We start from the raw sequence: 22,150 nt of genomic DNA, 5'->3' as shown, positions 1-22,150 counted from the left end.
GTGGCAAGTAAATTATAAGTGAATAAAAAATAATTTATCAAGCAAAATATATTTTAATCTTTATAAAAAATCCAAATATGTTACGATTTTATACAAAAATATGCAGAAAATATAAAAATGATTAAGTTTTTAAGTATTTCTATTTTTTATAACTTATCATCTTTCTTTAGATTCTTAATTTTTAAACAAAATCATACACCATTTTTGCTACCACTACCACGAACAGTAACGCAAAAATAATGACTATACCCATAAAATCTTTTGTAAAATACTTTGGATAATATTCCACAGAACATTTTGTGTTATTTTTTGCCACATTCCTTGCCTTTGTAACAATGTATAATAATCTCATCATATAGCCAAAACCACCTAAAGATAGTGCAAAGCAGATATAATTCAAGGCACTTAATGTAGGAACACTCAAGCGAGAATAATCAAAATCAATAAGAAAAAGTTGTGCAAAAATCAAGCACAAACACAAAAAAATATCACGCAATTTTGTGTATTTCCCAAACAAAAGCCCAAAACATAGTGGCTGCACAAACAGCAGGAAATATGTGGTTTGATACACAAATGCTTCCAAAAAATGCAACATTTCTATGTTTTGGATATTATTAGTCATCTATTTCCAAAAAACTTGTGCAGGATGACTATAAGTAGGACCATTTGGTCCTGGAGCATTTGCTACACCCATATAGCCTATGCTAAGTCCGTATAAAAACAAAGGCCAAAACTCGGCTCTTGTTTCATCTAGCTCTTTTTGAGATAGAATTTCTACATTTAGATTCTTAGCATTTGCACCAAATAGAAACTCACTATCTGCTTTAGATAGCGTTTGCACTGCTTTGGATTGGCTAGAATCAACGCCAGCTGATAAACCACTAATGCCTACAAAGGCACTTAAAGCTAGGATTGAAATGATTTTATTCATTTCGCGCCTCCTTTCAATGAAGTAATATTGCCACCTCTTAAAAATTTTTAAAGAAAAGATTTAATAATCTGTCAATTATTTATCAATTCTTTTTGGGGTAGCAAGTAAATTGTAAAAGAGAAAAAATAATTTGTCAAGTAAAATATATTTTAACTTTTGTAAAAAATACAAATATGTTACGATTTTATACAAAAATGTGTAAAAATAATTAAAAATATGCAGAAAGCATATAAAAATGATTAAATTTATGAAATGATTATGTTTTTCATAATTTACACTAGCACTGCAGTAAAATAAAAATCCAAAAACATATTTTTTGACAAAAGATTTTATCTACGCTATCTCATTTTTTAGAAAATCCAAAAACACTTCATAAAGTCCCACTACTTGGGCTATCTCTACGCATTCATCTACGCTGTGGATTTTGTCATTTTTCACGCCAAATTCCGCCACTTCTATACCAAACTCTTTGGCAAATCTCGCATCGCTTGTCCCACCACCTGTGCCAAGAGTGGGCGTTATATGCGTGATTTTCTCCACACTTTTTGCTAGAGATTTTATAAGAGTGCTATTAGCATTGCTTAAAAACGGCTTTGAGCTTTGGGATAGAGTTAGCTCACATTTCACACCCTCTACTTTGTGCTCAATCATCTCCACAATACGCCCAAAATGCACCTCCAAATCGCCCAATCCAAAAAGCGTAGAATTTCGCAGATTAAATCGCAAAGTAACATCACTTGGCGTTACATTGCAAACTTCAAGCCCACCTCTTATATCCGTTGCTACAAGCGTAGATGGGGAAAAATACTCATTGCCCTCATCTAGCTTCACGCCAGCTATTAGCGGCAGTGCCACGCTTAGTGCTTCGATAGGGTTTAGGCATTTTTGCGGATAGGCTGCGTGTCCTTGCTTGCCTATGATTTTGAGTGAACCATTTATCGAGCCTCTCCGCCCCACCTTTATCATATCGCCAAACTCCTCATCACAAGTGGGCTCTGCGACAATAGCGTGGGTGGGGAGCAAATCTAGCTTTTGTAGCTCACTTAGGGCATATCTAGTGCCATATATGCCCTCACCCTCTTCATCACTAGTTAGAAGTATTGAGAGGATAGGCAAGTCATTTTGAGATTTTGCCTCGCTTGCTTCCATTGCTTTGCTTGCCTCCCCTACCCCTCTTGCTTTTATTTTGCTTGCTTCTATCTCTCTTGCAAAATCCACCACCGCACTCACAAATGCAGCAACCCCAGCTTTCATATCTTGTGCGCCTCTACCATAGATTTTGCCCTCTCTCACTGCCGCACCAAATGGCTCAACACTCCAATTCCCCCCTGCAGGCACGACATCAATATGCCCCATAAAACAAAAATGCCTTATGCTATCACTTGAGATTGTGCTTGATTTTGCGCTTAAGTTTATATTTGAATCCGCGCTCAAATCCCCACTAGATTTTGCGCTAGATTTTTTTTCCAAAACCTTATAAGCAAAAAGATTTTTTACCCCGCCCTTATCAAAGCGCAAAAATCTAAACCCTCCCACTTCGTCAAGTTTGGATTCTATGATTTGGTAGATTCCGCATTCTTGTGGGGTTATGCTTGGTTTCTTTATCAGCTCGCACAAAAGCTCTATGCAAGATTGTTGAAAATCCTTTTGACAAGATTTTTGTGGAATATTTTTGCAATCACTTTGATTTTTTGGTGGCATTTTTTTCCTTAGTGTTTAGATTTTGGCATATTAGATTCTAGCTACTAAATTCCTTTAAGAGCGCAGATGAATATATAGATGAAGCACATCTAAGCTAGCAGGGGTAATCCCACTGATTTTGCTCGCTTCAAAAAGCGTAGCTGGCTTTGCAAGGCTAAGTTTTTCTACCACTTCAAGTGAAAGCCCAGAAATCCCCCTATACTCAAAATCCTGCGGAATCTTTAGCTTTAGCATTTCATTCATATTTGCCACATCGCTTAGTTGCTTTTGTATGTAGTTGTGATATTTACACAAAATTTGGATTTGGCTTAGTGTCCGCTTTGACATAGTGTGAAATTTCGGTGGCAATAAATTTTGTGGATTTTCTTTTTTGTCTGCCTTGCTAGTCAAATCTTTGACAGAATTTGAAGCAAGATTTTGGGGAATATTTTGCGAAATATCTTGTGTGAGATTTTGTCCCACTTGCTGTGCTACTCGCAAGCTAGAGTCTTTAGCCAAAGCTTCTTTTTCCAAAAACTCCTCTAGCGCAAAAAAATCACTAAAATCATTTTGCAAAAGATTTTGCCCAAACTCACCTCGCCCTATGATATGCACAAGCGCGGTTTTATCATTTAGCACAGGTTGATTTATGCTAGCCAAAAACTCCTGCACACGCTTAGCAGGCGTGATAGAGACAGTTTCTAGATATTCCATAGCACTAGCAATATCACGCTTCTCTTGTGCGAAAATCGCATAATCACTAGGCGAAATCGTGCCTAGTGCATTGGCATATTCTAGCAAGCGATATATCGCATTATCCTCGCGCAAAAGCAAGCGATACTCCGCACGCGAGGTAAAAAGCCGATAAGGCTCTTTTGTGCCTTTAGTTACCAAATCATCAATCATCACACCGATATAGCTTTCATCACGGCGAAAGACTAACTTATCAAGTGTAGAATCTACCTCGCTAGATTTTGCGCATTTTTTGGCGTAATGATTCTCTAAAATTTCTTCTTTTTTTGGTAAATTCGACTTTAGGCTCAACGCCGCATTTATCCCCGCCATAAGCCCCAATGCCCCCGCTTCCTCATAGCCCGTAGTCCCATTTATCTGCCCCGCTAGATACAAGCAATCCACCTCTTTGCACTCAAGCGTGTGCTTTAGCTGTGTTGGCTCGACATAGTCATATTCTATGGCATATCCATAGCGCGTTATGCGTGCGTTTTCTAGCCCCTTTATGCTGTGAATGACTTCCTCTTGCACATCCACAGGTAGCGAAGTAGTAAGCCCATTTATGTAGTATTCTACGCAATCTTTTGTCTGTGGCTCTAGAAATAATTGATGTCGCTCTTTATCAGCAAAGCGATTGATTTTATCCTCGATGCTTGGGCAATATCTTGGACCCACACCCTCGATTTGCCCCGTGAAAAGTGGTGCACGGTGGAAATTTTCTCTAATGATTTTATGCGTGTTTTGATTTGTATAGGTTACAAAGCAAGGCAAATCCTGTGGTGCAAAATCGCTAGCGGATTTTTCCAAAGACACACTTGTGTGGTAGCTAAAGTGCGGTGGATTCTCATCGCCTATGTGTCGCTCTAGGGAGGCAAAATCTATGCTTCGCCCATCTATGCGCGGGCAAGTGCCTGTTTTTAGTCGTCCTAGCTTTAGCCCTATGTTTTTTAGGCTTTGGCTTAGCTCATTGCTAGCACTCTCGCCAAATCGCCCATTTATGATTTGATTTTCCCCGATATGGACAAGCCCGCGCAAAAATGTGCCTGTGGTGATGATGATTTTATCAGCATAGTAGGATTTACCGATATTGGTGCGAATGCCTATGGCTTTGGGTTTTATAGATTCTTGTGCCAAATCGTGTGGTTTTTTAGATTTTGTGCTAGTTGATTTTACACTAGCCTTTGTGCTAGATTTGCTAGGAAGCCCATCTGATTGTAGCAAAATCTCACACGCCATTTCTTGTGAGATAGTGAGATTTGGAGTGTTTAGAGCTAGATTTCGCGCATAGATTCTATAAGCGTCCATATCGATTTGAGCTCGCGTGCCTCGCACAGCTGGACCTTTTGAAGCATTTAGCGTGCGGTATTGGATTCCGCATTTATCACTTATACGCCCCATAACCCCGCCTAGCGCGTCTATTTCTTTGACTAAATGCCCCTTGCCAAGCCCGCCGATAGCGGGATTGCAGCTTGCAAGGGCAATATTTTCCACTAATATCGTTAGCAAATGCACTTTTGCGCCCATCTTGGCAGCTATACAGGCAGCTTCTAGCCCTGCGTGTCCGCCACCCACGACAATAATATCAAAATCTTTTTTGTGATTTTTTTTCATAATATATAAGCCTTAAACGAAACTAAAAAAGCGCAATTATAGCAAAATCAATGCTTTAAATCCCCTCGATTAAATGCTCTACTAGAATTTTTGTGCCGATAAGCACAAGTATAGCACCGCCCAAAAGCTCGGCTTTGTTTGCAAAGCGCAAGCCAAAGCGATTGCCCACTTTTAGCGCAAGGATAGAAAAAGCCGCGCTCACCACGCCGATACAAAGCGCATTTGCAAAAATATGCGTTTCTAGCACAGCTAGGCTTACTCCCACTGCTAGCGCGTCTATGCTCGTAGCGATAGCCAAAGGAAGCATAATCTTATAGCCAAAATCCGCTCCCTCCACACCACAAGAATGCTCCCCAAAGGATTCTTTTATCATCTTTAGCCCGATAAAAGAGAGCAAACCAAACGCAATCCAATGGTCAAACTTAGCGATAAACGCACTAAAAGAAAATCCAAGCGCATATCCAAGCAAGGGCATAGCCCCCTGAAATCCACCAAAATACGCCGCCACAATCGCATAATGCTTTGGCTCTATTTTTTTTAGGCTAAATCCTTTGCAAAGGCTAACAGCAAAGGCATCTGCACTAAGCGCACACGCCACCAAAAATACACTCCAAAATTCCATATTATTCCTCTTAGTTGTTGTTTTGTTTTTTTTAGGCAATTTTACGATTCTATCGTTTTTCTACAAAAATTTTTGTCCAAAAAAAATGTGGAAATAATTTTACTAAAAAACTCACTAAAATAGCTTATCAAAATCTAGCTTGCTAGACACCTTGTCAAAACCTACCTAATTTTTCACCCACTTTTTTGCCCTGATTTTTCGCCCGACTTTCACTGCCCTATTTTCCACACTGCTTTTTTTTCGCTAGATTATCCCGCGCTAGATTTCTGCCACCAAATTTTTTCCCGTCACTAAATTCTCTCTGAACTAGATTTCCCCCCTGCATTCCCCCGCGCTAGCTTATTAGATTCTCCACTGCGTGTTTCTGTTGCGGATTTCTACCCGATTTTTTTAAGGTTGCTTTGATATGTCATTCCCCAAGTTTGCAGACTTAGCAAAATCGCATCAAGCGATTGCCCTAGCTCGGTTAGCGAGTATTCCACTTTGGGCGGGACTTCCGCATACACCTTGCGCTTGATGATTCCAGCACCCTCTAGCTCGCGCAGATTTTGGGTGAGCACATTTTGGCTTATGCTTTGATTTTTGCTCGCGCTTATGGACTTTTTTAGCTCGCCAAATCGCTTTTTGCCCGTGAGTAAATCCCGCACGATGATGAGCTTCCATTTATTACCGATGAGATTCAGTGTGGTTTCCACAGGGCAGGGAGAGAAAAACTCCTCGCTATACATTTTCGCGCCCATTTTTTACTCCTTTTTTAAAATTTAAACGACACATTCTAGCAAAATTTCAAAAAATCTTTGCTTAAATTTTAGCCTATTTTACGCAATAGTCCTAAAAATGATATTATATTATAAAAATATCCCTACTTGATTTTATGATATTACTTCATTATAATTCCCTCACGCTAAAAGCGAAATCCTTTTGGCGAATCTAAATACCAAAAATCAAAGGAGGCAGAAATGTCAAAGTTTAGTAAAATCTCATTTGGTGCTGAGCCACGCACGGAGTTTAAGGAAGCAATGGGCTTAAGTGGCTGTGAAATCTCATACAACGCGCTCCCAGCGGGTGCTGCTGTGCCATTTTACCACGCGCACAAGCAAAATGAGGAAGTTTATATTATTTTGCAAGGTGATGGCGAAATGGAGCTAGATGGGCAAAAAGTCGCGCTTAAGGCAAATGACGCGTTGCGTGTCGCACCTAGCGTTATGCGTAAAATGTCGGCGAAAACGGATTTGCGCTTTTTGTGTATGCAGGTAAAGGAAAATAGCCTTACGCAATGGACGCAAAATGACGGCATTATGGGCGAATAGAAACGATTCAAAAAAAGGAGAAAAATATGAGAAACAACAATAGACGAGCTTTTTTAAAGGCTTCGATTTTGGGCGTAGGATTGGCGGTTTTAAGCAGTAGTGCTTTTGGCAAAAATATAGCAAAAAAAGGAGCGAAAATGAATATTGCAGTTTTGGCAGCCACAGGTAAAGCAGGGCGACTTATCACGCTAGAAGCACTAAGTCGCGGACATAGTGTGAGTGCGTTTGTGCGCAATGCGAGCAAGGCAAAAGATTTGGAGCAAAAGGGAGCAAAAGTAGTGCAAAAAGACATTTTCGCACTCACAAGCGCGGATTTACAAGGCTTTGATGTCATCATCGATGCCTTTGGCGAGTGGAAAGACTTTAGCCTGTATAAAAAGCACGGCGAGTATTTGGCGAAAATCTTGCAAGGCAATAAGGCGCGATTGCTAGTCGTGGGCGGTGCAGGAGGCTTGTATATGGACAAAAGCCACACCACAAGGCTAATGGATACGCCTAGCTTCCCAGAAGCCTACAAAGGCGTGGCAAACGCACACGGCGAGCTTTTGGAGTTTTTGCGCACCCAAAAGGGGCTAAATTGGGTGTATGTAAGCCCACCTGCGGAGTTTGTGCCAGACGCACCCAAAAGTGGCAAATACAAAATCATCGGCGAGGAGTTTGAGGTAAATGCTAAAGGGCAATCCAAAGGCTCTTACGCAGACTATGCAAGCGCGATGATAGACATAGCCCAAAATCCCAAGCTAAACCAAGTGCGCGTTGGTGTAATTGGGCTATAATGCCAAAAACCTCTTAAAAACTTCTATGAACCTCTATGGTTTTAGTGGCAAGCCTTTAGAGGTAAAATCCCCTTTAGGTGTAGATTTTAAGGGGCAAACTTCTTAAGGAGAGGGCAATGCGTAGGGCTGAATTTGTATGCGATGATTTGGGGCTTATCACTTCTCACCTAGATGAGATACAATATGGCGTGATGAGTATCCCTGACACACCGCTTCCCTACGCACTTCCGCTTAGTTTTTGCTACTTTCCACCGCTTCCCCCTAGCCAAGATAGCACGACAAACCACGCTCAAACACACGACACTTCTACACATAACACTCTTTGCCCCACACCCTCTTGCAGCGCACAAAAAGGTGCGATAGGCATTCACGGCGCAAAGGCAGGGCGCAAATTTGCCTTATTAGCGCAAAACCCCAAAGTTTGCTTTAGCGCGACAAAGCCTTATGCTTACATTGGCTCGGAGTTTTTGGGTGGAGCGATGATTCCCACGCAGTTTTTCTTTTGCGTGATGATTGCGGGGCAGTTTCGCGTGGTGGAGGATAGTGCGAGCAAAAGAGAGATTTTAAGCGCGCTTGTGGCTAAATACGAGCCACAAAGTAGCAATTTTAGCTTTAGCAAAAAGGCGTTTGCAGGGAGTGAAAGGGGTGTGTTTGTGGGGTTTATAGAGATTGAACACATAAGTGTGAAAGCAAAATTTGGGCAAAACCTAAAGCAAGCCGAGTTTGAATCCATACTTAGCGACTTGCAAGCCAAATACGATAATCTATGCAAAAATCTAGGCAATGCGTGTGCTAGCTTGCAATCGTTGGAATCCCTGCAAACTTTAGAACCTCTGCAATCGGCGCAAACGCTACAATCTCTGCAAACCCTCAAGCAAACAATAGCAATGATGAAGCACTTCACTAAAAAATCCAAATAAAGTCAAGCATAGATTTTTTTCATTTTTTACCCAACTTTTATCGCCCCTAAAAATTTAGGGCAAAATTCTTATAAAAAAAATCTAAAAATAGAGCAAAAACTATTGAAATTGTTTTTTTTTTTTTTTGTAAAATGCGTTTAAATTCTAGAATTTAAAGGGGTAAAAATGAGTGAAACAAGTTCAACGGAAACAATGATAGAGACTTGCGTTTTAACGCTGGGTGAGTTGATGAGTGGTGAAGTAAAGAATAGTGTAGGCAATGAGGATAAATTGACGCATTGCAAGGAAGTGGCAAAATATTTCAATGATAAAAAATATAAGCTAGTAATCCCATTTTATCAACGCGCCTATGTGTGGAGCGAGGAAATGGTAAAAATTATGCTCGAAGATATAGATGAGCAAAGGAAAGAGGGCAAAAAGTATCTTTTGGGTAGTTTGATTATCCACATTGAAATTTATGAAGCGAAGCAAAATGACAATGAAGCTAAAGAAAATGATGACGAACCGCAAAAGAAAAAACAAGTTAAATTCAACATAGTCGATGGACAGCAAAGGCTTACGACTTTGGATTTGGTTTTGGGAGGTGGATTGTTGGATAAAACAAATGATAATGTAATATTTCCTAGTGAGAGTGATACCAAAGGTAAGGCGCAAGAAACAATCAATGCTTGGTTCAGCAATCGAAATAAAGATGAATTTATAAAGTATCTTAAAACAAATATAGAATTTGTCTGCGTTTTTACAAATAGCCTTGATGATGCTTTTATATTCTTTGATAGTGCAAACGCAAAGGGCAAAAGACTTGAAGGCTATGATTTGATAAAGGCATTTCATTTAAGAATGCTAGAATCTCAAAATTGCAAGGATTTGATAAAATTTTATGCAAAAGATTTTGAATCTTTGGTGTCTAAAGATAGCGATGACAAAAATCTACCCATAAAAATATTATTTAATGACATATTAGCTCCAGCTAGGATTTGGCTACGAGATAGGGGTAGTTTGGCTAATGCCACGCATTCTACTATTGCAAACCCACAAGAAAGCCATATTTATAATGAATTTTGCAAGGAATTTTCTGCAACATTGCAAACAAAATCACAGCCTAGCACCAATTCTTTTGGTATCTTGCAAAATTTTATCGGTGGGGCGGATTTCTTTGAGTTTTTAGCACATTTTAATAGGCTTTATGAAAAATTACTGCTTACAGAATTTTATGAAAATAAAATCGCAAGTATTGATGAAACAGGTTTTGCATATAATCGTTTGATTTACATTATGGCTATGATGATTTACTTTGATAAATTCCCAAATGGCAATGCAGACTATATGTTACGGCTTATTGCAAGAGCGGTATTTAGCCTGCGCGTAGAGGCAAGTAGGGTTGGTGAGGCTACTATTAAAAATTATGTTAAAGAGGAAAAACTTTTATCGCTAATTTATTTTACAAGCTACGAAAAAGAACTTGAGAGTGAGTTAAAGAAGTTTATTGATAATAGAAAAGACAAGGAGAGTGGCAACGATAAAAGAACCAATGCTACGGAGGAATATCTAAAAATGGTGCAAAAAAAAGACAAAAATGACAATAATAAAAAAACTGAATATGAGCGTTACGACATTACGCCACACCCAATTCAAAAATAAAGGAGCAAACAATGAATAATCAAAATAAAGCACAAAAACAAATGATAGTAGGTATTAAGGATACATTCTTTGAAATTCCACCATATCAAAGGCTTTATGAATGGGGAAAAGACGAGATTGAAACACTACTTGATGATATGAAAAAGGCGTGGAAACCAGACGATTGCCAAAGTGATAAGTCAAATGAGGATTCGCAAAAATCCAGCAAACAATACTTTATTGGCAATATCACTACAAGTATAGATAAAGATGATAGCAATAAATTTATCCTTATAGACGGACAGCAAAGGCTTACTACGCTTTGGTTTATAGGATTTTATCTTGCAAGTAAAAAGTGTGGTGAATGGGATAATTTTATCGCACAAGACGATAAATTGCGAATCAATATGCCTATACGCGATAAAGAAAGAGACGCATTAGAAAGCCTTGCCAAAAAGATTCAAAAACATAATAAAGAGGAAAAATTAGAGATTTCAAAGGATTTGCAAGGCATTCATAAAAAGATTATCGATGCTTTTGGTTGTATAGAATCGTGGTTCAATGAGAATTTTAGTAAAGATGATAATAAAAAAGAAATAGATTCTAAGCGACTAAATTGTTTTGCAAATTTTATTTACACAAAAATTTGTTTTGTATTTGTAGAGTTAGCACCCAAAACGGACTTAAATCGTTTCTTTGTTCGTATGAATAATCGTGGCAAACAGCTTGAAAAACACGAGATTCTAAAAGCGCGGATTCTTGGCGTGATACAGCAAGGTGGTGGAGATTGGCAAAAATACGCCAAAATTTGGGATTTGTGTAGTGATATGAATAAATACATTTTCCAAAGCGCAAGTGATAGAAACATATTTGAAAAAGAAAACAAAGATAAAGAAACACCAGACAAAGTCGAATCTATCGTTGATTTTCCTGCATTTTTATTGCATTGTTATAAACTATGGGTTGTAAAGCAATGCAACGAAAATGAAATTCCAAAAGAAATTACTATCACAAAAGATAGACTTTTAGAAATTATGTGGGACAATCAAGCCAATAAGGGTAAAAATAAAGAAGTAATTCTTGACGGCAATTTTATATTTAATATTAAAAATGATACAAATAGACAAGCGAAAGAAAATTGTAAAGAATTTATCATAGATATGCTTTATTATCGCGTGTTGTTTGATTATTTTGTAATTAAAAGTGATGTAGTGGCAAAAGGTGGTGATAGTTATAAAATTATGCGTTTGAATGAATCTAAAGACAATTATAGCCTACCAGAAAATAGTAAAAAGGGGAGCTTACAAAGTGGCGTTTTGCACGATTTGGTAATGATTCAAAACTATTTACGAGTATCACGGCAAGGCGATAGGCAAAATTATCATCATTGGCTCACGCCGTTTTTGAAGTTTTTAGATAACCAAATTTGTTTAGAAATGGACTTATCGCTTATGAAAAACTGCGAATTTGATTTTGCTAACTTTAAATGTGGTGCTAAAAAAATTGCTAAACAATTTTCAAAAGATGAATGCGATGAGCGGCAAAAAGTCTTAGTGAGATTCCTTGAAAATTTGGATACAAATTTAGCCATTGCACAATTCAAAGATAGCGAATTGCTAGATGAAACAAATGAGGCGATACGACAAGCACAAAGATTGCAACCAAAAACTTTAGAAAATCCAACTTGGGATTTTCTAAATAATGGCACAAGGACACCACATTATTGGTTCTACCGCTTGGAGTATTATTTGTGGAAAAATGGCGTTGAAAATGAGGAAAATTTAAAAATTAAAGACAAAAATTTTAGCGTAATACGAAAGAATTTCTATTTTAGAAATCTAGGCTCTGTTGAGCATTTTCAGCCACAAAGTGAGCCAGATAAAAAGTGGTGGCTAAATGATAAAAGTGAAATGGATACTTTTGGGAATTTGGCACTGATAAGTCGCAGTCTAAACTCGTTATTAGGCAAACAAAACTTAGATAAAAAAGAAATTGACATTGCCAAAGAGGGCAATAGCGAAAGTTTAAAATTGGTGCTAATGTGCTGTCTAAAAAATTTAAAAAATAACGACAATGCAGAAAATAAGAAAATTAGCAAAGCACAAGAACACCAAGAGCAAATGACTGACATTCTAATCAAATCGCTTAAAAGTTCACTAAAGAAATAAAATAAAGATGGTATGGAGAAAATGGCATAAAATTAACACGACTTGCTTTAAACATATATTTATGCTAAAGATTTGCAAAATAGGCACGAATCTATACAGCGATTCAATGTTTTTTTGTAAAATTTTGAAATCCACACTCAATCAAATTAGAATCACTTAAAATGGAGCGACAATGGCAAAGATTATCTTTCAAGGCAATGGATTTGGCGACTTTTTGTGTTGTTTTAAGGCGTTGTATGCGATAAAAAATTTGTATCCAAATGATGAGCTAATTATTTATCACGAAGGCATTGATGAGCGATTTTTAAGGCAAGTGGGCTTTATTGATGACATAATAAATCCAAATAAAGTCAGCATTGAGCGCATTCGCGCAATGAATCCAGACATTTTAATCCTAAATAATCGCAGTGGCAAATTTTTCCGCGAGATTAAAAAGCTAAATTTCAAAAAAGTCATCGCGCACCCGCATTTTGTGAGCTTTACTTCACGGGCTTTTAGCACACCATTTCCGTATTTCCGCGCTAAAAAATATATGGCAGATATTGTGCTAACGCTTGCGCGTGCGATAAATCCAAAGCATTATGATGAAAATTTCCATAAAATTGACTTTGCAAAGATGAAAGATTTTTTGCCAAAAGATTCGCGCTTGGTTGAAAATCTCTTTAAAAGCGTGGATTTTCCATATAAAAAAGTCATCGGCATCAACGCATTTTCAAACCACATAGAATTTTTAGGGATTAACTTTTACCATAAGGATTGGTATTATTTGGCGGTAAATCTCGCTAGGATTTATCCGCGATTTTTGTTTATCCTGCTAAATTTTAAGCATAATCCTTTGCAATATAATGACTTATCAAATCTGCCAAATCTAAAAGTTTTTATCAATGATGATAATATCGCTTCGCTGGTGAGTGTGTCGCTGAGCCTAGATTATCTAATAAGCATTGATACGGGCAATGTGCATTTGTGTAATATCTTGCAAATCCCCGCGCTAGTATTTACCGACAAAAGGGCGCAATATCGCTTTGTATGGGGGGGGGGGAATCAAAAATTTGTAGTAGAATCTGGTTGGCAAAAAGATTATAGAAAAACGCTAAATAGCTTCATAGAAATGGCAAAAGATAAGGTTGAATCGCTAAAGTGATTTGATGGCAAATAAAAAATTTAAGTAAAGTCTAAAACCACATAGAATCTAAATCCTGCAATTCATCGCACCCCCTCACAAAACAAAAATTTTTAAGTATAAAAGACTTTTAATCTCTCTATGACACCACACACTTTCTAGCGCGCAAAATTCTCGCACATTACAAACACAAAAATCCACACCAAATCTATCAAAAACCACCACTAAATCACGCAAAGATTTTCTCCCCAAGTTTGTAGCTCATCAAGCAAATCGCATAGACATAAATACCAACAAGTGCATTTCTATGAAAAGCACTAGAGACTTTGCTAACTAGATAAATACCCACTGCCACACCCACAAGCGAAGCTAGCCCGATACTTAGCCCACCTTGCATAGCTTCCGCGCTTAGCACTCCCGCACGATAGAGCGAAGCCGTCCCAGACACAGAGGAAAATATCACAAAAAATAGCGACAAAGGCACGACTTTTTTAGAATCATAGCCTAGATAATACGCCAAAATCGGTGCAATAAGCAATCCCCCACCGATACCTAGCGAGATAGCAAACACCCCTGTAACCATACCAGCACATATCAAAATCACATTCTTTTTCAAAGTTGTGAGATTTGGCGGTGTGGCACTCACTTGAGGTTTGATTTTGAACGCAAAACGATAAAATGCTACAAGATTTAGAGATAAAAAAAGTGCGTTTATCACCACATCACTAAGCACACTTAGCAAAATCCCACTAAAGCTAGCCCCAATAAGCCCGCCTATACCGATAAATATGCCGTCTTTTAAGTCGAAATTGCGCTTTTTATAGTTGATATAAGAGCCAAATATCGATGAAAAAATCATCTGCATTATTGACATTCCTATCGCGTGCGTGATAGGTAGCCCCAAAAACATCATCGTAGGCACGATGATAATCCCCCCACCAATCCCAAAACTCCCCGCAGCAATGCCAGCTATAAGCCCTACGATGACAAATTTGGCAAAATCTAACCCACTCATAGAGCCAAAAATCAAAAATAGATTTTGTGTCATTTCGCCATTTATATCCATTGCTTACGCTCCTCTTTGTGATTTGCAAAAGTCAAAAAACTTAAGCAAAATTCCCTCTACATAAAATCTTTGCCAAAAATCTCGCAAAAATCTCGCTCCAAATTTTCACACCAAAATCATCACTCTAGCGCAAAATCCCAAAATCACATTTGCAGATTTCGCACTAGAGTGATTTCACGCCACTTTTTAGCAAAACGCCCAAAAATACAAAAATCTATGAGAGCGCAATTTTGGCGTGAGTTTTTGGCATAAAAACTTGGTGCATTTTTTACGCGTTGTGCTTTATACCACACCTTGGTCTATCATCGCATCTGCCACCTTGCGAAATCCTGCGATATTTGCGCCCATTACAAGATTGGTAGGTTCGCCAAACTCTTTTGCAGTGTTTGAAGCGTTTTGATAAATATCGCTCATAATGCGATGCAAACGCCCATCTACTTCTTCAAAAGTCCAAGCATTCATACTTGCATTTTGCGCCATTTCTAGCCCGCTCACAGACACGCCACCAGCATTTGCAGCTTTGCCCGGTCCATAAGCTATCTTTGCTTTTAGAAACAAGTCAATCGCTTCATTTGTGGAGGGCATATTTGCCCCCTCACTTACGCATTTGCAGCCATTTTCTAGCAAGATTTTGGCATCTTTCGCGCTTAGCTCGTTTTGGGTAGCACTTGGAAATGCGGCAAAACAAGGGATACTCCACACACCATTGCACCCGCTCTCATAGCGATTTGCAGGAGTGTATTGAGCTGTTTTTTTGGCTTTTTGGTAGGATTCTAGGGATTCTCTTTTGACTTCTTTTATCTCTTTTAGCAGAGCCAAATCAATCCCATCTTTGTCGTATATCATTCCTTTAGAATCGCTTGCAGTTACAGGCTTTGCACCGACTTGATATAGCTTTTCTATGGTGTAGGTTGCGACATTCCCAGCACCTGAAACGGTGCAGATTTTGCCCTCTAGATTTTCGCCTCTCTCTTTTAGCATTTCCTCAGCGAAATACACACAGCCATAGCCTGTGGCTTCAGGACGCACAAGGCTTCCACCCCAATTTAGCCCTTTGCCTGTTAGGACGCCCTCATAGCGATTTGCTAGTTTTTTGTATTGCCCAAAAAGATAGCCGATTTCTCTCCCGCCTACGCCTATATCGCCCGCAGGGACATCAGTATGCGCCCCGATATGTCGAAATAGCTCATTCATAAAACTTTGGCAAAACCTCATCACCTCTCCATCGCTTTTGCCGTGCGGGTCAAAGTCGCTTCCGCCTTTGCCTCCGCCCATAGCAAGCGTAGTTAGCGAATTTTTTAGCACCTGCTCAAATCCTAGAAATTTCAGCATTCCAAGCGTAACGCTTGGGTGAAATCTAAGCCCGCCCTTATATGGACCAATAGCAGAATTAAACTCTACACGGTAGCCATAATTTATCTGCACTTCGCCCTTGTCATCTACCCACGGCACACGAAAGATAAGCGAACGCTCTGGAACAGTAAGCCGCTCCAAAATCTTGTGTTTTTGATATTTTGGCTCTTTATCAAGCAATGGTTGAAGCGAGCTTAGTGCCTCGCTAACAGCTTGATGAAACTCACTTTGCGCGGGATTTTTATCCTGCAATGCCTTGATGATTTGCGATGAATACGACATAATAACTCCTTTACCAAAATGTAGATTTGACTTGCTTTGAGAGTAAATCCAAGTCAGCCCACATTATACACAATAAATGTTGATACGCAATCACAATGATAAGCACAAAAATTTCACAAAATTTATGTTTTCTTTGAAAAAATTAGCAGATTTTAGGGGATTTTTGGGTGATTTTGGCAAAAATAGGCACAAAAACTTCACGCTAAAAAGTTGGAAAAAACACAAACACAAGGTTTATATAAGATAAGGTTTGCTACAATCGCAGTTTTATTTTATCGCTCCCAATTTTTAATCTCGGGAAAAAGGACAGAAGTATGAAAAGAACCTACCAGCCTCACAACACCCCTAGAAAGCGCACTCACGGCTTTAGAGAGAGAATGAAAACCAAAAACGGACGCCGTGTCATAAACGCTAGAAGAGCAAAAGGACGCAAGAGACTTGCTGTGTAGCAAACTTGCCGCGTAGCAAACCGCGTGGTTTTTGAAGTTTTTTACAAGTTTTTTAATTGATTTGGATTTTGTCAAATCTTGGCGCAAACTTGTAAAATCTTGCCAAAGTCTTGCAAAGATTTGTGAAAACTTTTGGCGTTTGGAGTGGGTTTAGCACAGATTCGTTGCCAAAGCAGAACAAATCTCGCAAAACCACCAAAAACTAGCCAAGATTATCCTAGAAGTTTAATCACTCATTTTAGAAGCACAAAATGCAAACACTTAAAACAAAAAAAGAGTTTGACACCGTGTATAAAAACGGATTTTTACGCTATGGAAAGTCATTTGCACTCTATGTGTATAAAGAGCGAGCAAATCCACAAAATCCCCACTTGCTTCCTAGCAAATCTAGCGAGTCAAAAAACGCACAATCCAAAATAGAGCACCAAGAATCCAAAATCGGCTTAAGTGTCAGCAAAAAAATAGGCAATGCCGTTACTAGAAACAAAATCAAACGGCGAGTCAAAGCAATACTAAGGGATTACCAAAAAGATTTTAGAGAAATTGAGCGTGGATTTAGGATTATTTTTGTAGCAAAAGCAGGGGTAGATATGCTTAGTTTTAGCGAGCTAAAACTAAGCTTTGAGATGACGCTTGGTTTCGCACTAGAAAAGCTAAAAGGCTACAAAAACCACACAAGAAACAACACAAAAATGCCACGCAAAATAATCCAAACAAGTATCAAACGCACAAACAAGGGAGTTTAAAAGTAGCTATGATAAAAAATAATACAAAACTAGATTTTACACAAATGCTTACATACCCACATAGCCTAAAAGCGCCCTTTAGCACAAAATCTTTTTCTTATGTCGCGCTAAAATTTGGCTTTAGATTTTATAAAATCATTATTTCCCCCTTGCTTCCTCGTAGCTGTCGCTTCTACCCTACTTGCTCACATTACGCATATTTGTCCTTTAGGCATTCTACTCCTTTTAGTGCATTTATCGCTACTTTGTGGAGGATTTTGCGCTGCCAGCCTTTTTGCAATAGTGGATTTGACTATCCCATCATCTCTACAAATCTAAAAAACACAGCTTCACGCAGTGCTATCACAAATGCGAAAAAATGCAAAAAATTCCCACGCATTTGTGTGTGGCTTGTCCCACTAAAATCCCAAATAGATTCCAAAACAAGCCCTAAAGTAAATTCTAAAGCGGATTCCACATTATTTCAAAAAATGATTGCCAAAAAAAAGACTTCCAAATATATAATAATCCCAAACTAATTAAGGAGAATCCAAAATGAGAAAAGATGATATGAATTCAAGAGTGCTACTTGCAGTGCTTATTTCATTTGTGTTTATCATCGTATATAGCCTGCTTTTCCAAGACCCACAAAAGCAAAAATCACAAAGTGCCACCACACAAAGCACAACACAAAGTAGCGTGCAGACAAATCAAACAAACATAGCCAATCAACCAAGCACTAATCCAACTCCAAATCAAACAAACACCGCCCAAACCTCTCCACAAGCCACAGCTCCTGCGACCAAGCGCGAGATAATCTCTACGATTGTATCAAGTGGTGTAGAAGTAGAGATTGATGATTTAGGCAGAATCGCTCAAGTCTATCTCAAAGACAAAAAATTTATCGCACCCAAGCAAGAGGGGATTTTCACACATTTAGGACGGCTTCTTGGTTTTGCTAGCTCGCCAAATCAACCACTCCAAAAGCTCCCACTACTCTCGCCAAATGCAGTATTTCCACTTGAAATGCGCTTTTTAGATGCTTCGCTAAATGCGCAAGCCACACAAACCCCCTACACTGCTTCGCTCCAAAATATCTCGCTAGATTCTACACAAAATCAGATTCTAACCCTAACCCAAAAACTACCCACACTTACTATTACCAAAACCATAGAATTTATATATGATGAAGACGGGCTAAAATACAAACTAGACATTGCCCTTAGCGAGCCAAAGGTGTATTTCCTCTCTAGTGGTTCTCGCCCCATAGCCGATGATGATGGCTATGCTTTCCACGGAGTGGTGCTAAAGCAGGGCGGACTAAAAGGCGTAATCGAAAAAATAGAGGATAAAGACGCCAAAGTCGCAGGCGAAAACTTCAGCCAAGTCCCATTTGTCTCTGCCTCTGATAGATATTTCACTACGCTACTTTTTACGCGTGATGAAAATGGCTTGTCCGTGCAAGTTCTTGGCACGAGCGATACCAAAAACCCTATTCCATATATCACTTTAGACTCTAATACCTCCTTAGATGGCTATGTAGGACCAAAGGATTATAGAGACTTAGCCAAAATCTATCCCGTTCTTACTGATGTCGTAGAGTATGGGCTTATCACATTTTTTGCAAAACCTGTATTTTTGCTACTTGATTGGCTTTATAGTTTGCTAGGGAATTGGGGTTGGGCGATTATCGGCGTTACGCTTGTAGTTAGGATTATTTTGTTTCCTCTAAGCTACAAAGGCGTGATGAGTATGCAAAAGCTAAAAGATTTAACCCCCAAAATGAAAGAAATCCAAGAGCAATACAAAGGCGACCCGCAAAAAATGCAAGCCCAGCTTATGCAGCTATACAAAAAGCACGGGGCAAACCCACTAGGTGGCTGTCTGCCACTGCTTTTGCAGATTCCAGTGTTTTTCGCGATTTATCGCGTGCTATACAATGCTGTGGAGCTAAAAAACAGCGAATGGATTTTTTGGATACACGATTTATCTGTGATGGACCCGTATTTTATCCTGCCGATTTTGATGGGGATAAGTATGTATATTCAGCAAGTCCTAACGCCCAATACCCTAGACCCTATGCAAGCTAGAATCTTTAAGCTCCTACCTGTCATATTTACAATATTTTTAATCACATTCCCCGCAGGGCTTGTGCTGTATTGGACGGTTAATAATATCTTTGCAATCATTATGCAAATCGCTATAAACAAAATCATCGACAAACAACGAGAAAAAGCTATCTTAGAGCATAAAGAGCACAAGCACACCCCACAAAATCCAAAAGGAGAATCCAAATGACAAAAGTAACTGCAAACACACTACAAGAAGCCCTCTCAAAAGCCGCCCTAGAGCTAGGCTGCTCTGTAACGGAGCTAGACTATGAAGTAGTCCAATACGAATCAAAAGGCGTGCTAGGCATAGGCAAAAAGGACGCTATCATCATCGCAAACCTAAAAAACTCATCTGCCCAGCTAGATAGCGCACAAAAACACCAAGAAGCAAGCTATCAGCAAAGCCAAAGCCCACAAAGCAATCAAAATATAAAAGAATCTAGCCAAGCAAATTCTAGCCAAACTAATCCCAACCAAAATAATCAAGGCTTTTTTGACGCTTCGGAGTTTGTCGCTTCTGCAAGCCTAGAATCTAGCGAGCCAAACTATGAGAGTGGCAAACAAAGCCACACAAATCAAAGCTACGCAAACTATGATGAGTCCTACAACGCAGATAACACCAGCACCACGCAAACAAAAAAATTCCAAACCAAAGAGGAAGTCGCTAGCGAAATCCAAAATCTTATCCAAGAAATGCTAAGCTACACGCCATATAAAATCGATAATGTCAATGTTGGCTTTTATGACAACCAAACGCTATCTATCTACATTGACGGCGAGGATTCTGCACTGCTTATCGGGGAGAGAGGCTATCGCTACAAAGCGATTTCTTACTTATTGTTTAATTGGATTCAGCCTGCTTATGGATACAATATCCGTCTAGAAATTGCACAATTTTTGCAAAACCAAGAAGACGCTATCGATGCTTATTTGGTGGGAATCATAAACGAAGTCAAGCGAGAGGGCAGAGCCCAGACTAAGCCACTAGATGGGATTCTAGCCTTTATCGCACTAAAAAAGCTAAGAGGGCATTTCCCCGATAAATATATCTCTTTTAGAGAAAATCCACAAAATGAGCGATATATCATTATCAATGATTTTTATCGCTAAATCTCACAAAAGCCACGCACGAGCCTTAAAAAGAGATGAAAAATCTAGCCCTTGCCCTGCGACCAAAATCTATCAGCGATTTTGTCGGGCAAAGCCATATCTTTGGCAATGGCAAGCCACTATATGAAGCACTAAAGGCTAGAAATCTCCCTCACTGCTTTTTCTATGGGACACCGGGCAGTGGCAAAACAACTTTAGCAAAAATCATCGCTAGCGAGCTAGGCAGTGATTTTTTGGAGTTTAACGCGACAAATTTCAAGCTAGAAAATCTCCGCACCAAGCTAAAGTCTTATGAAAATGCACTTGTTGTCCCGCTAGTATTTATTGATGAAGTTCATAGACTATCCAAAACCCAGCAAGAAGCCCTCCTGCCGATAATGGAAGAGAAAAGTGCTATTGTGCTAGGGGCTAGCACGCAAAATCCTTTCTACACACTTACAAATGCCATTCGCTCTCGCAGCTTGCTATTTGAGTTTAAACCACTTAAAAATGTTGAGCTAGAGCAGATTTTGACAAAGGCATTGGGAGTTTTGGGATTTGACATTGCAAAATCTAGTCAAAACCCTAGCCAAAACCCTAACGAGGATTCTAGCCAAGATTTTAGTGAAAAATCCCAAAATAGCCTATCCCAAAGTAGCCCACCCAAAAATAATCCACCGCAAAATAACACACAATCTAGCCAAGATTCTAATGCAGATTCTAGCCCTAAGGGCAACATAGATAGGACAATCACAAAAGAAGCGTTTGACTATCTTATCTCAAGTAGCGCAGGCGATGCACGCGCTATGCTAAACCTACTTGAAGTCCTAGCCCTAAGCCCACATATCACACTTCAAAGCGCAAAATCACTGCGACCATTTAGCCTAAATGACGGCGCAAGCGAAGATGACACACACTACAATCTAGCATCCGCACTCATAAAATCCATACGCGGAAGCGATGTAGATGCTAGCATCTACTACCTAGCTCGCCTAATAGCAGGTGGCGAAAACCCAGAATTTATCGCAAGGCGACTTGTCATACTCGCTAGCGAGGACATAGGCAATGCAAATCCAAACGCGCTAAATCTAGCCACCTCCACCCTCCTAGCCGTAGGCAAAATCGGCTATCCAGAAGCTCGTATCATTCTCTCTCAATGCGTGATTTTCCTCGCTTCCTGTCCCAAGTCCAACACCGCTTATACCGCAATAGATTTAGCGATAAAAGCTATACACGATGGCGAAGTCCTCCCAATAGCACCAAATATTCTCCCACACGCCAAATCCTACAAATACCCTCACAACTTCGGTGGATGGGTGGCACAAAAATATCTTACCAAAGATTTGCATTTCGTAGAGTCCACACAAAAAGGCTTTGAAAAAACACTAAATGAATGGCTAGAAAAAATCAAACAAACAAAAGATTAGACAAATTGATTTTTAAGTTGATTCCAAAATCGCCTTAAAAATTTGGCTAAAAATTTACTCCCAAAATGACTTAAAATTTATCTCCCAAAATTTTTATCCCAAATCCCACTCCAAAGCTAGCCCCAAATCAAAAAACGCTAGAAAAATCTAAAGCA

19 protein-coding genes are annotated in these 22,150 nt (G+C 39.1%); 12 read left to right on the top strand and 7 right to left on the bottom strand.

Going from position 1 to position 22,150, the window contains the following annotated elements; all coding sequences use genetic code 11:
- Positions 1–622: 622 nt before the first annotated feature.
- The 5 genes from HMPREF2086_RS02970 to rrpB all read right to left on the bottom strand — a co-directional run bounded on the left by HMPREF2086_RS02970 (position 623) and on the right by rrpB (position 6,304).
- Positions 623–931, bottom strand: coding sequence for a hypothetical protein (locus HMPREF2086_RS02970; protein WP_023927297.1), 309 nt, complete (start codon positions 929–931; stop codon positions 623–625).
- Between the two features lie 333 nt (positions 932–1,264).
- On the bottom strand, positions 1,265–2,632 hold the full coding sequence (gene dapE / locus HMPREF2086_RS02965) for a succinyl-diaminopimelate desuccinylase (protein ID WP_023927296.1): 1,368 nt from the start codon (positions 2,630–2,632) through the stop codon (positions 1,265–1,267).
- 54 nt (positions 2,633–2,686) lie between these two features.
- Positions 2,687–4,954: a tRNA uridine-5-carboxymethylaminomethyl(34) synthesis enzyme MnmG gene (gene mnmG, locus HMPREF2086_RS12045; protein ID WP_023927295.1), complete on the bottom strand. Its 2,268-nt coding sequence runs from the start codon at positions 4,952–4,954 to the stop codon at positions 2,687–2,689.
- Positions 4,955–5,009: 55 nt separating this feature from the next.
- Positions 5,010–5,576, bottom strand: a complete 567-nt coding sequence (locus tag HMPREF2086_RS02955; RefSeq protein WP_023927294.1) for a manganese efflux pump MntP — start codon at positions 5,574–5,576, stop codon at positions 5,010–5,012.
- 377 nt (positions 5,577–5,953) lie between these two features.
- Complete coding sequence (gene rrpB, locus HMPREF2086_RS02950; protein WP_034560834.1) at positions 5,954–6,304, bottom strand: MarR family transcription factor RrpB; 351 nt, start codon at positions 6,302–6,304, stop codon at positions 5,954–5,956.
- A 231-nt stretch (positions 6,305–6,535) separates the two neighbouring features.
- Between rrpB and HMPREF2086_RS02945 the strand changes: the two genes are divergently transcribed.
- The 6 genes from HMPREF2086_RS02945 to HMPREF2086_RS02920 all read left to right on the top strand — a co-directional run bounded on the left by HMPREF2086_RS02945 (position 6,536) and on the right by HMPREF2086_RS02920 (position 13,514).
- Entirely contained in the window at positions 6,536–6,886 is a 351-nt protein-coding gene (locus tag HMPREF2086_RS02945; protein WP_023927292.1) for a cupin domain-containing protein, read from the top strand.
- A 137-nt stretch (positions 6,887–7,023) separates the two neighbouring features.
- Positions 7,024–7,662 (top strand): NAD(P)-dependent oxidoreductase, encoded by a 639-nt coding sequence (locus HMPREF2086_RS02940; RefSeq protein WP_034560830.1) that lies wholly within the window; start codon positions 7,024–7,026, stop codon positions 7,660–7,662.
- A 116-nt stretch (positions 7,663–7,778) separates the two neighbouring features.
- Positions 7,779–8,582 carry a pyridoxamine 5'-phosphate oxidase family protein gene (locus HMPREF2086_RS11150; RefSeq protein WP_023927289.1) on the top strand — a complete coding sequence of 268 codons (804 nt, stop codon included), beginning with the start codon at positions 7,779–7,781 and terminating at the stop codon, positions 8,580–8,582.
- A 165-nt stretch (positions 8,583–8,747) separates the two neighbouring features.
- The gene (locus HMPREF2086_RS02930; protein WP_023927287.1) at positions 8,748–10,223 is read left to right on the top strand and encodes a DUF262 domain-containing protein; all 1,476 of its coding nucleotides are present in this window, start codon (positions 8,748–8,750) and stop codon (positions 10,221–10,223) included.
- An 11-nt stretch (positions 10,224–10,234) separates the two neighbouring features.
- Entirely contained in the window at positions 10,235–12,370 is a 2,136-nt protein-coding gene (locus HMPREF2086_RS02925) for a GmrSD restriction endonuclease domain-containing protein (protein WP_023927285.1), read from the top strand.
- Positions 12,371–12,542: 172 nt separating this feature from the next.
- Complete coding sequence (locus tag HMPREF2086_RS02920) at positions 12,543–13,514, top strand: glycosyltransferase family 9 protein (RefSeq protein WP_023927283.1); 972 nt, start codon at positions 12,543–12,545, stop codon at positions 13,512–13,514.
- A gap of 208 nt (positions 13,515–13,722) precedes the next feature.
- On the opposite strand, the gene HMPREF2086_RS02915 is transcribed toward HMPREF2086_RS02920, so the two are convergent.
- Positions 13,723–14,508, bottom strand: a complete 786-nt coding sequence (locus HMPREF2086_RS02915) for a sulfite exporter TauE/SafE family protein (protein WP_034560826.1) — start codon at positions 14,506–14,508, stop codon at positions 13,723–13,725.
- 333 nt (positions 14,509–14,841) lie between these two features.
- Positions 14,842–16,194, bottom strand: coding sequence for an NADP-specific glutamate dehydrogenase (gene gdhA / locus HMPREF2086_RS02905; protein ID WP_023927280.1), 1,353 nt, complete (start codon positions 16,192–16,194; stop codon positions 14,842–14,844).
- Positions 16,195–16,508: 314 nt separating this feature from the next.
- Between gdhA and rpmH the strand changes: the two genes are divergently transcribed.
- The 6 genes from rpmH to HMPREF2086_RS02875 all read left to right on the top strand — a co-directional run bounded on the left by rpmH (position 16,509) and on the right by HMPREF2086_RS02875 (position 21,995).
- Positions 16,509–16,643 carry a 50S ribosomal protein L34 gene (gene rpmH, locus HMPREF2086_RS02900; protein WP_034560283.1) on the top strand — a complete coding sequence of 45 codons (135 nt, stop codon included), beginning with the start codon at positions 16,509–16,511 and terminating at the stop codon, positions 16,641–16,643.
- Between the two features lie 251 nt (positions 16,644–16,894).
- Positions 16,895–17,389, top strand: a complete 495-nt coding sequence (rnpA, locus tag HMPREF2086_RS02895; protein ID WP_023927278.1) for a ribonuclease P protein component — start codon at positions 16,895–16,897, stop codon at positions 17,387–17,389.
- A gap of 8 nt (positions 17,390–17,397) precedes the next feature.
- Positions 17,398–17,907, top strand: a complete 510-nt coding sequence (gene yidD / locus HMPREF2086_RS11145) for a membrane protein insertion efficiency factor YidD (protein WP_198012741.1) — start codon at positions 17,398–17,400, stop codon at positions 17,905–17,907.
- A gap of 16 nt (positions 17,908–17,923) precedes the next feature.
- A complete protein-coding gene (gene yidC / locus HMPREF2086_RS02885; RefSeq protein WP_023927276.1) occupies positions 17,924–19,666 on the top strand; it encodes a membrane protein insertase YidC in 1,743 nt (580 codons plus the stop codon).
- Complete coding sequence (locus tag HMPREF2086_RS02880; RefSeq protein ID WP_023927275.1) at positions 19,663–20,589, top strand: Jag N-terminal domain-containing protein; 927 nt, start codon at positions 19,663–19,665, stop codon at positions 20,587–20,589. Before yidC ends, HMPREF2086_RS02880 begins: the two co-directional genes overlap by 4 nt.
- Positions 20,590–20,624: 35 nt before the next feature.
- Positions 20,625–21,995, top strand: a complete 1,371-nt coding sequence (locus tag HMPREF2086_RS02875) for a replication-associated recombination protein A (protein ID WP_023927274.1) — start codon at positions 20,625–20,627, stop codon at positions 21,993–21,995.
- Positions 21,996–22,150 lie beyond the last annotated feature (155 nt).

It is taken from the genome of Helicobacter macacae MIT 99-5501 (genome assembly GCF_000507845.1).
Lineage (GTDB): Bacteria > Campylobacterota > Campylobacteria > Campylobacterales > Helicobacteraceae > Helicobacter_B > Helicobacter_B macacae.
This window is presented reverse-complemented; position numbering and strand designations above follow the sequence as displayed.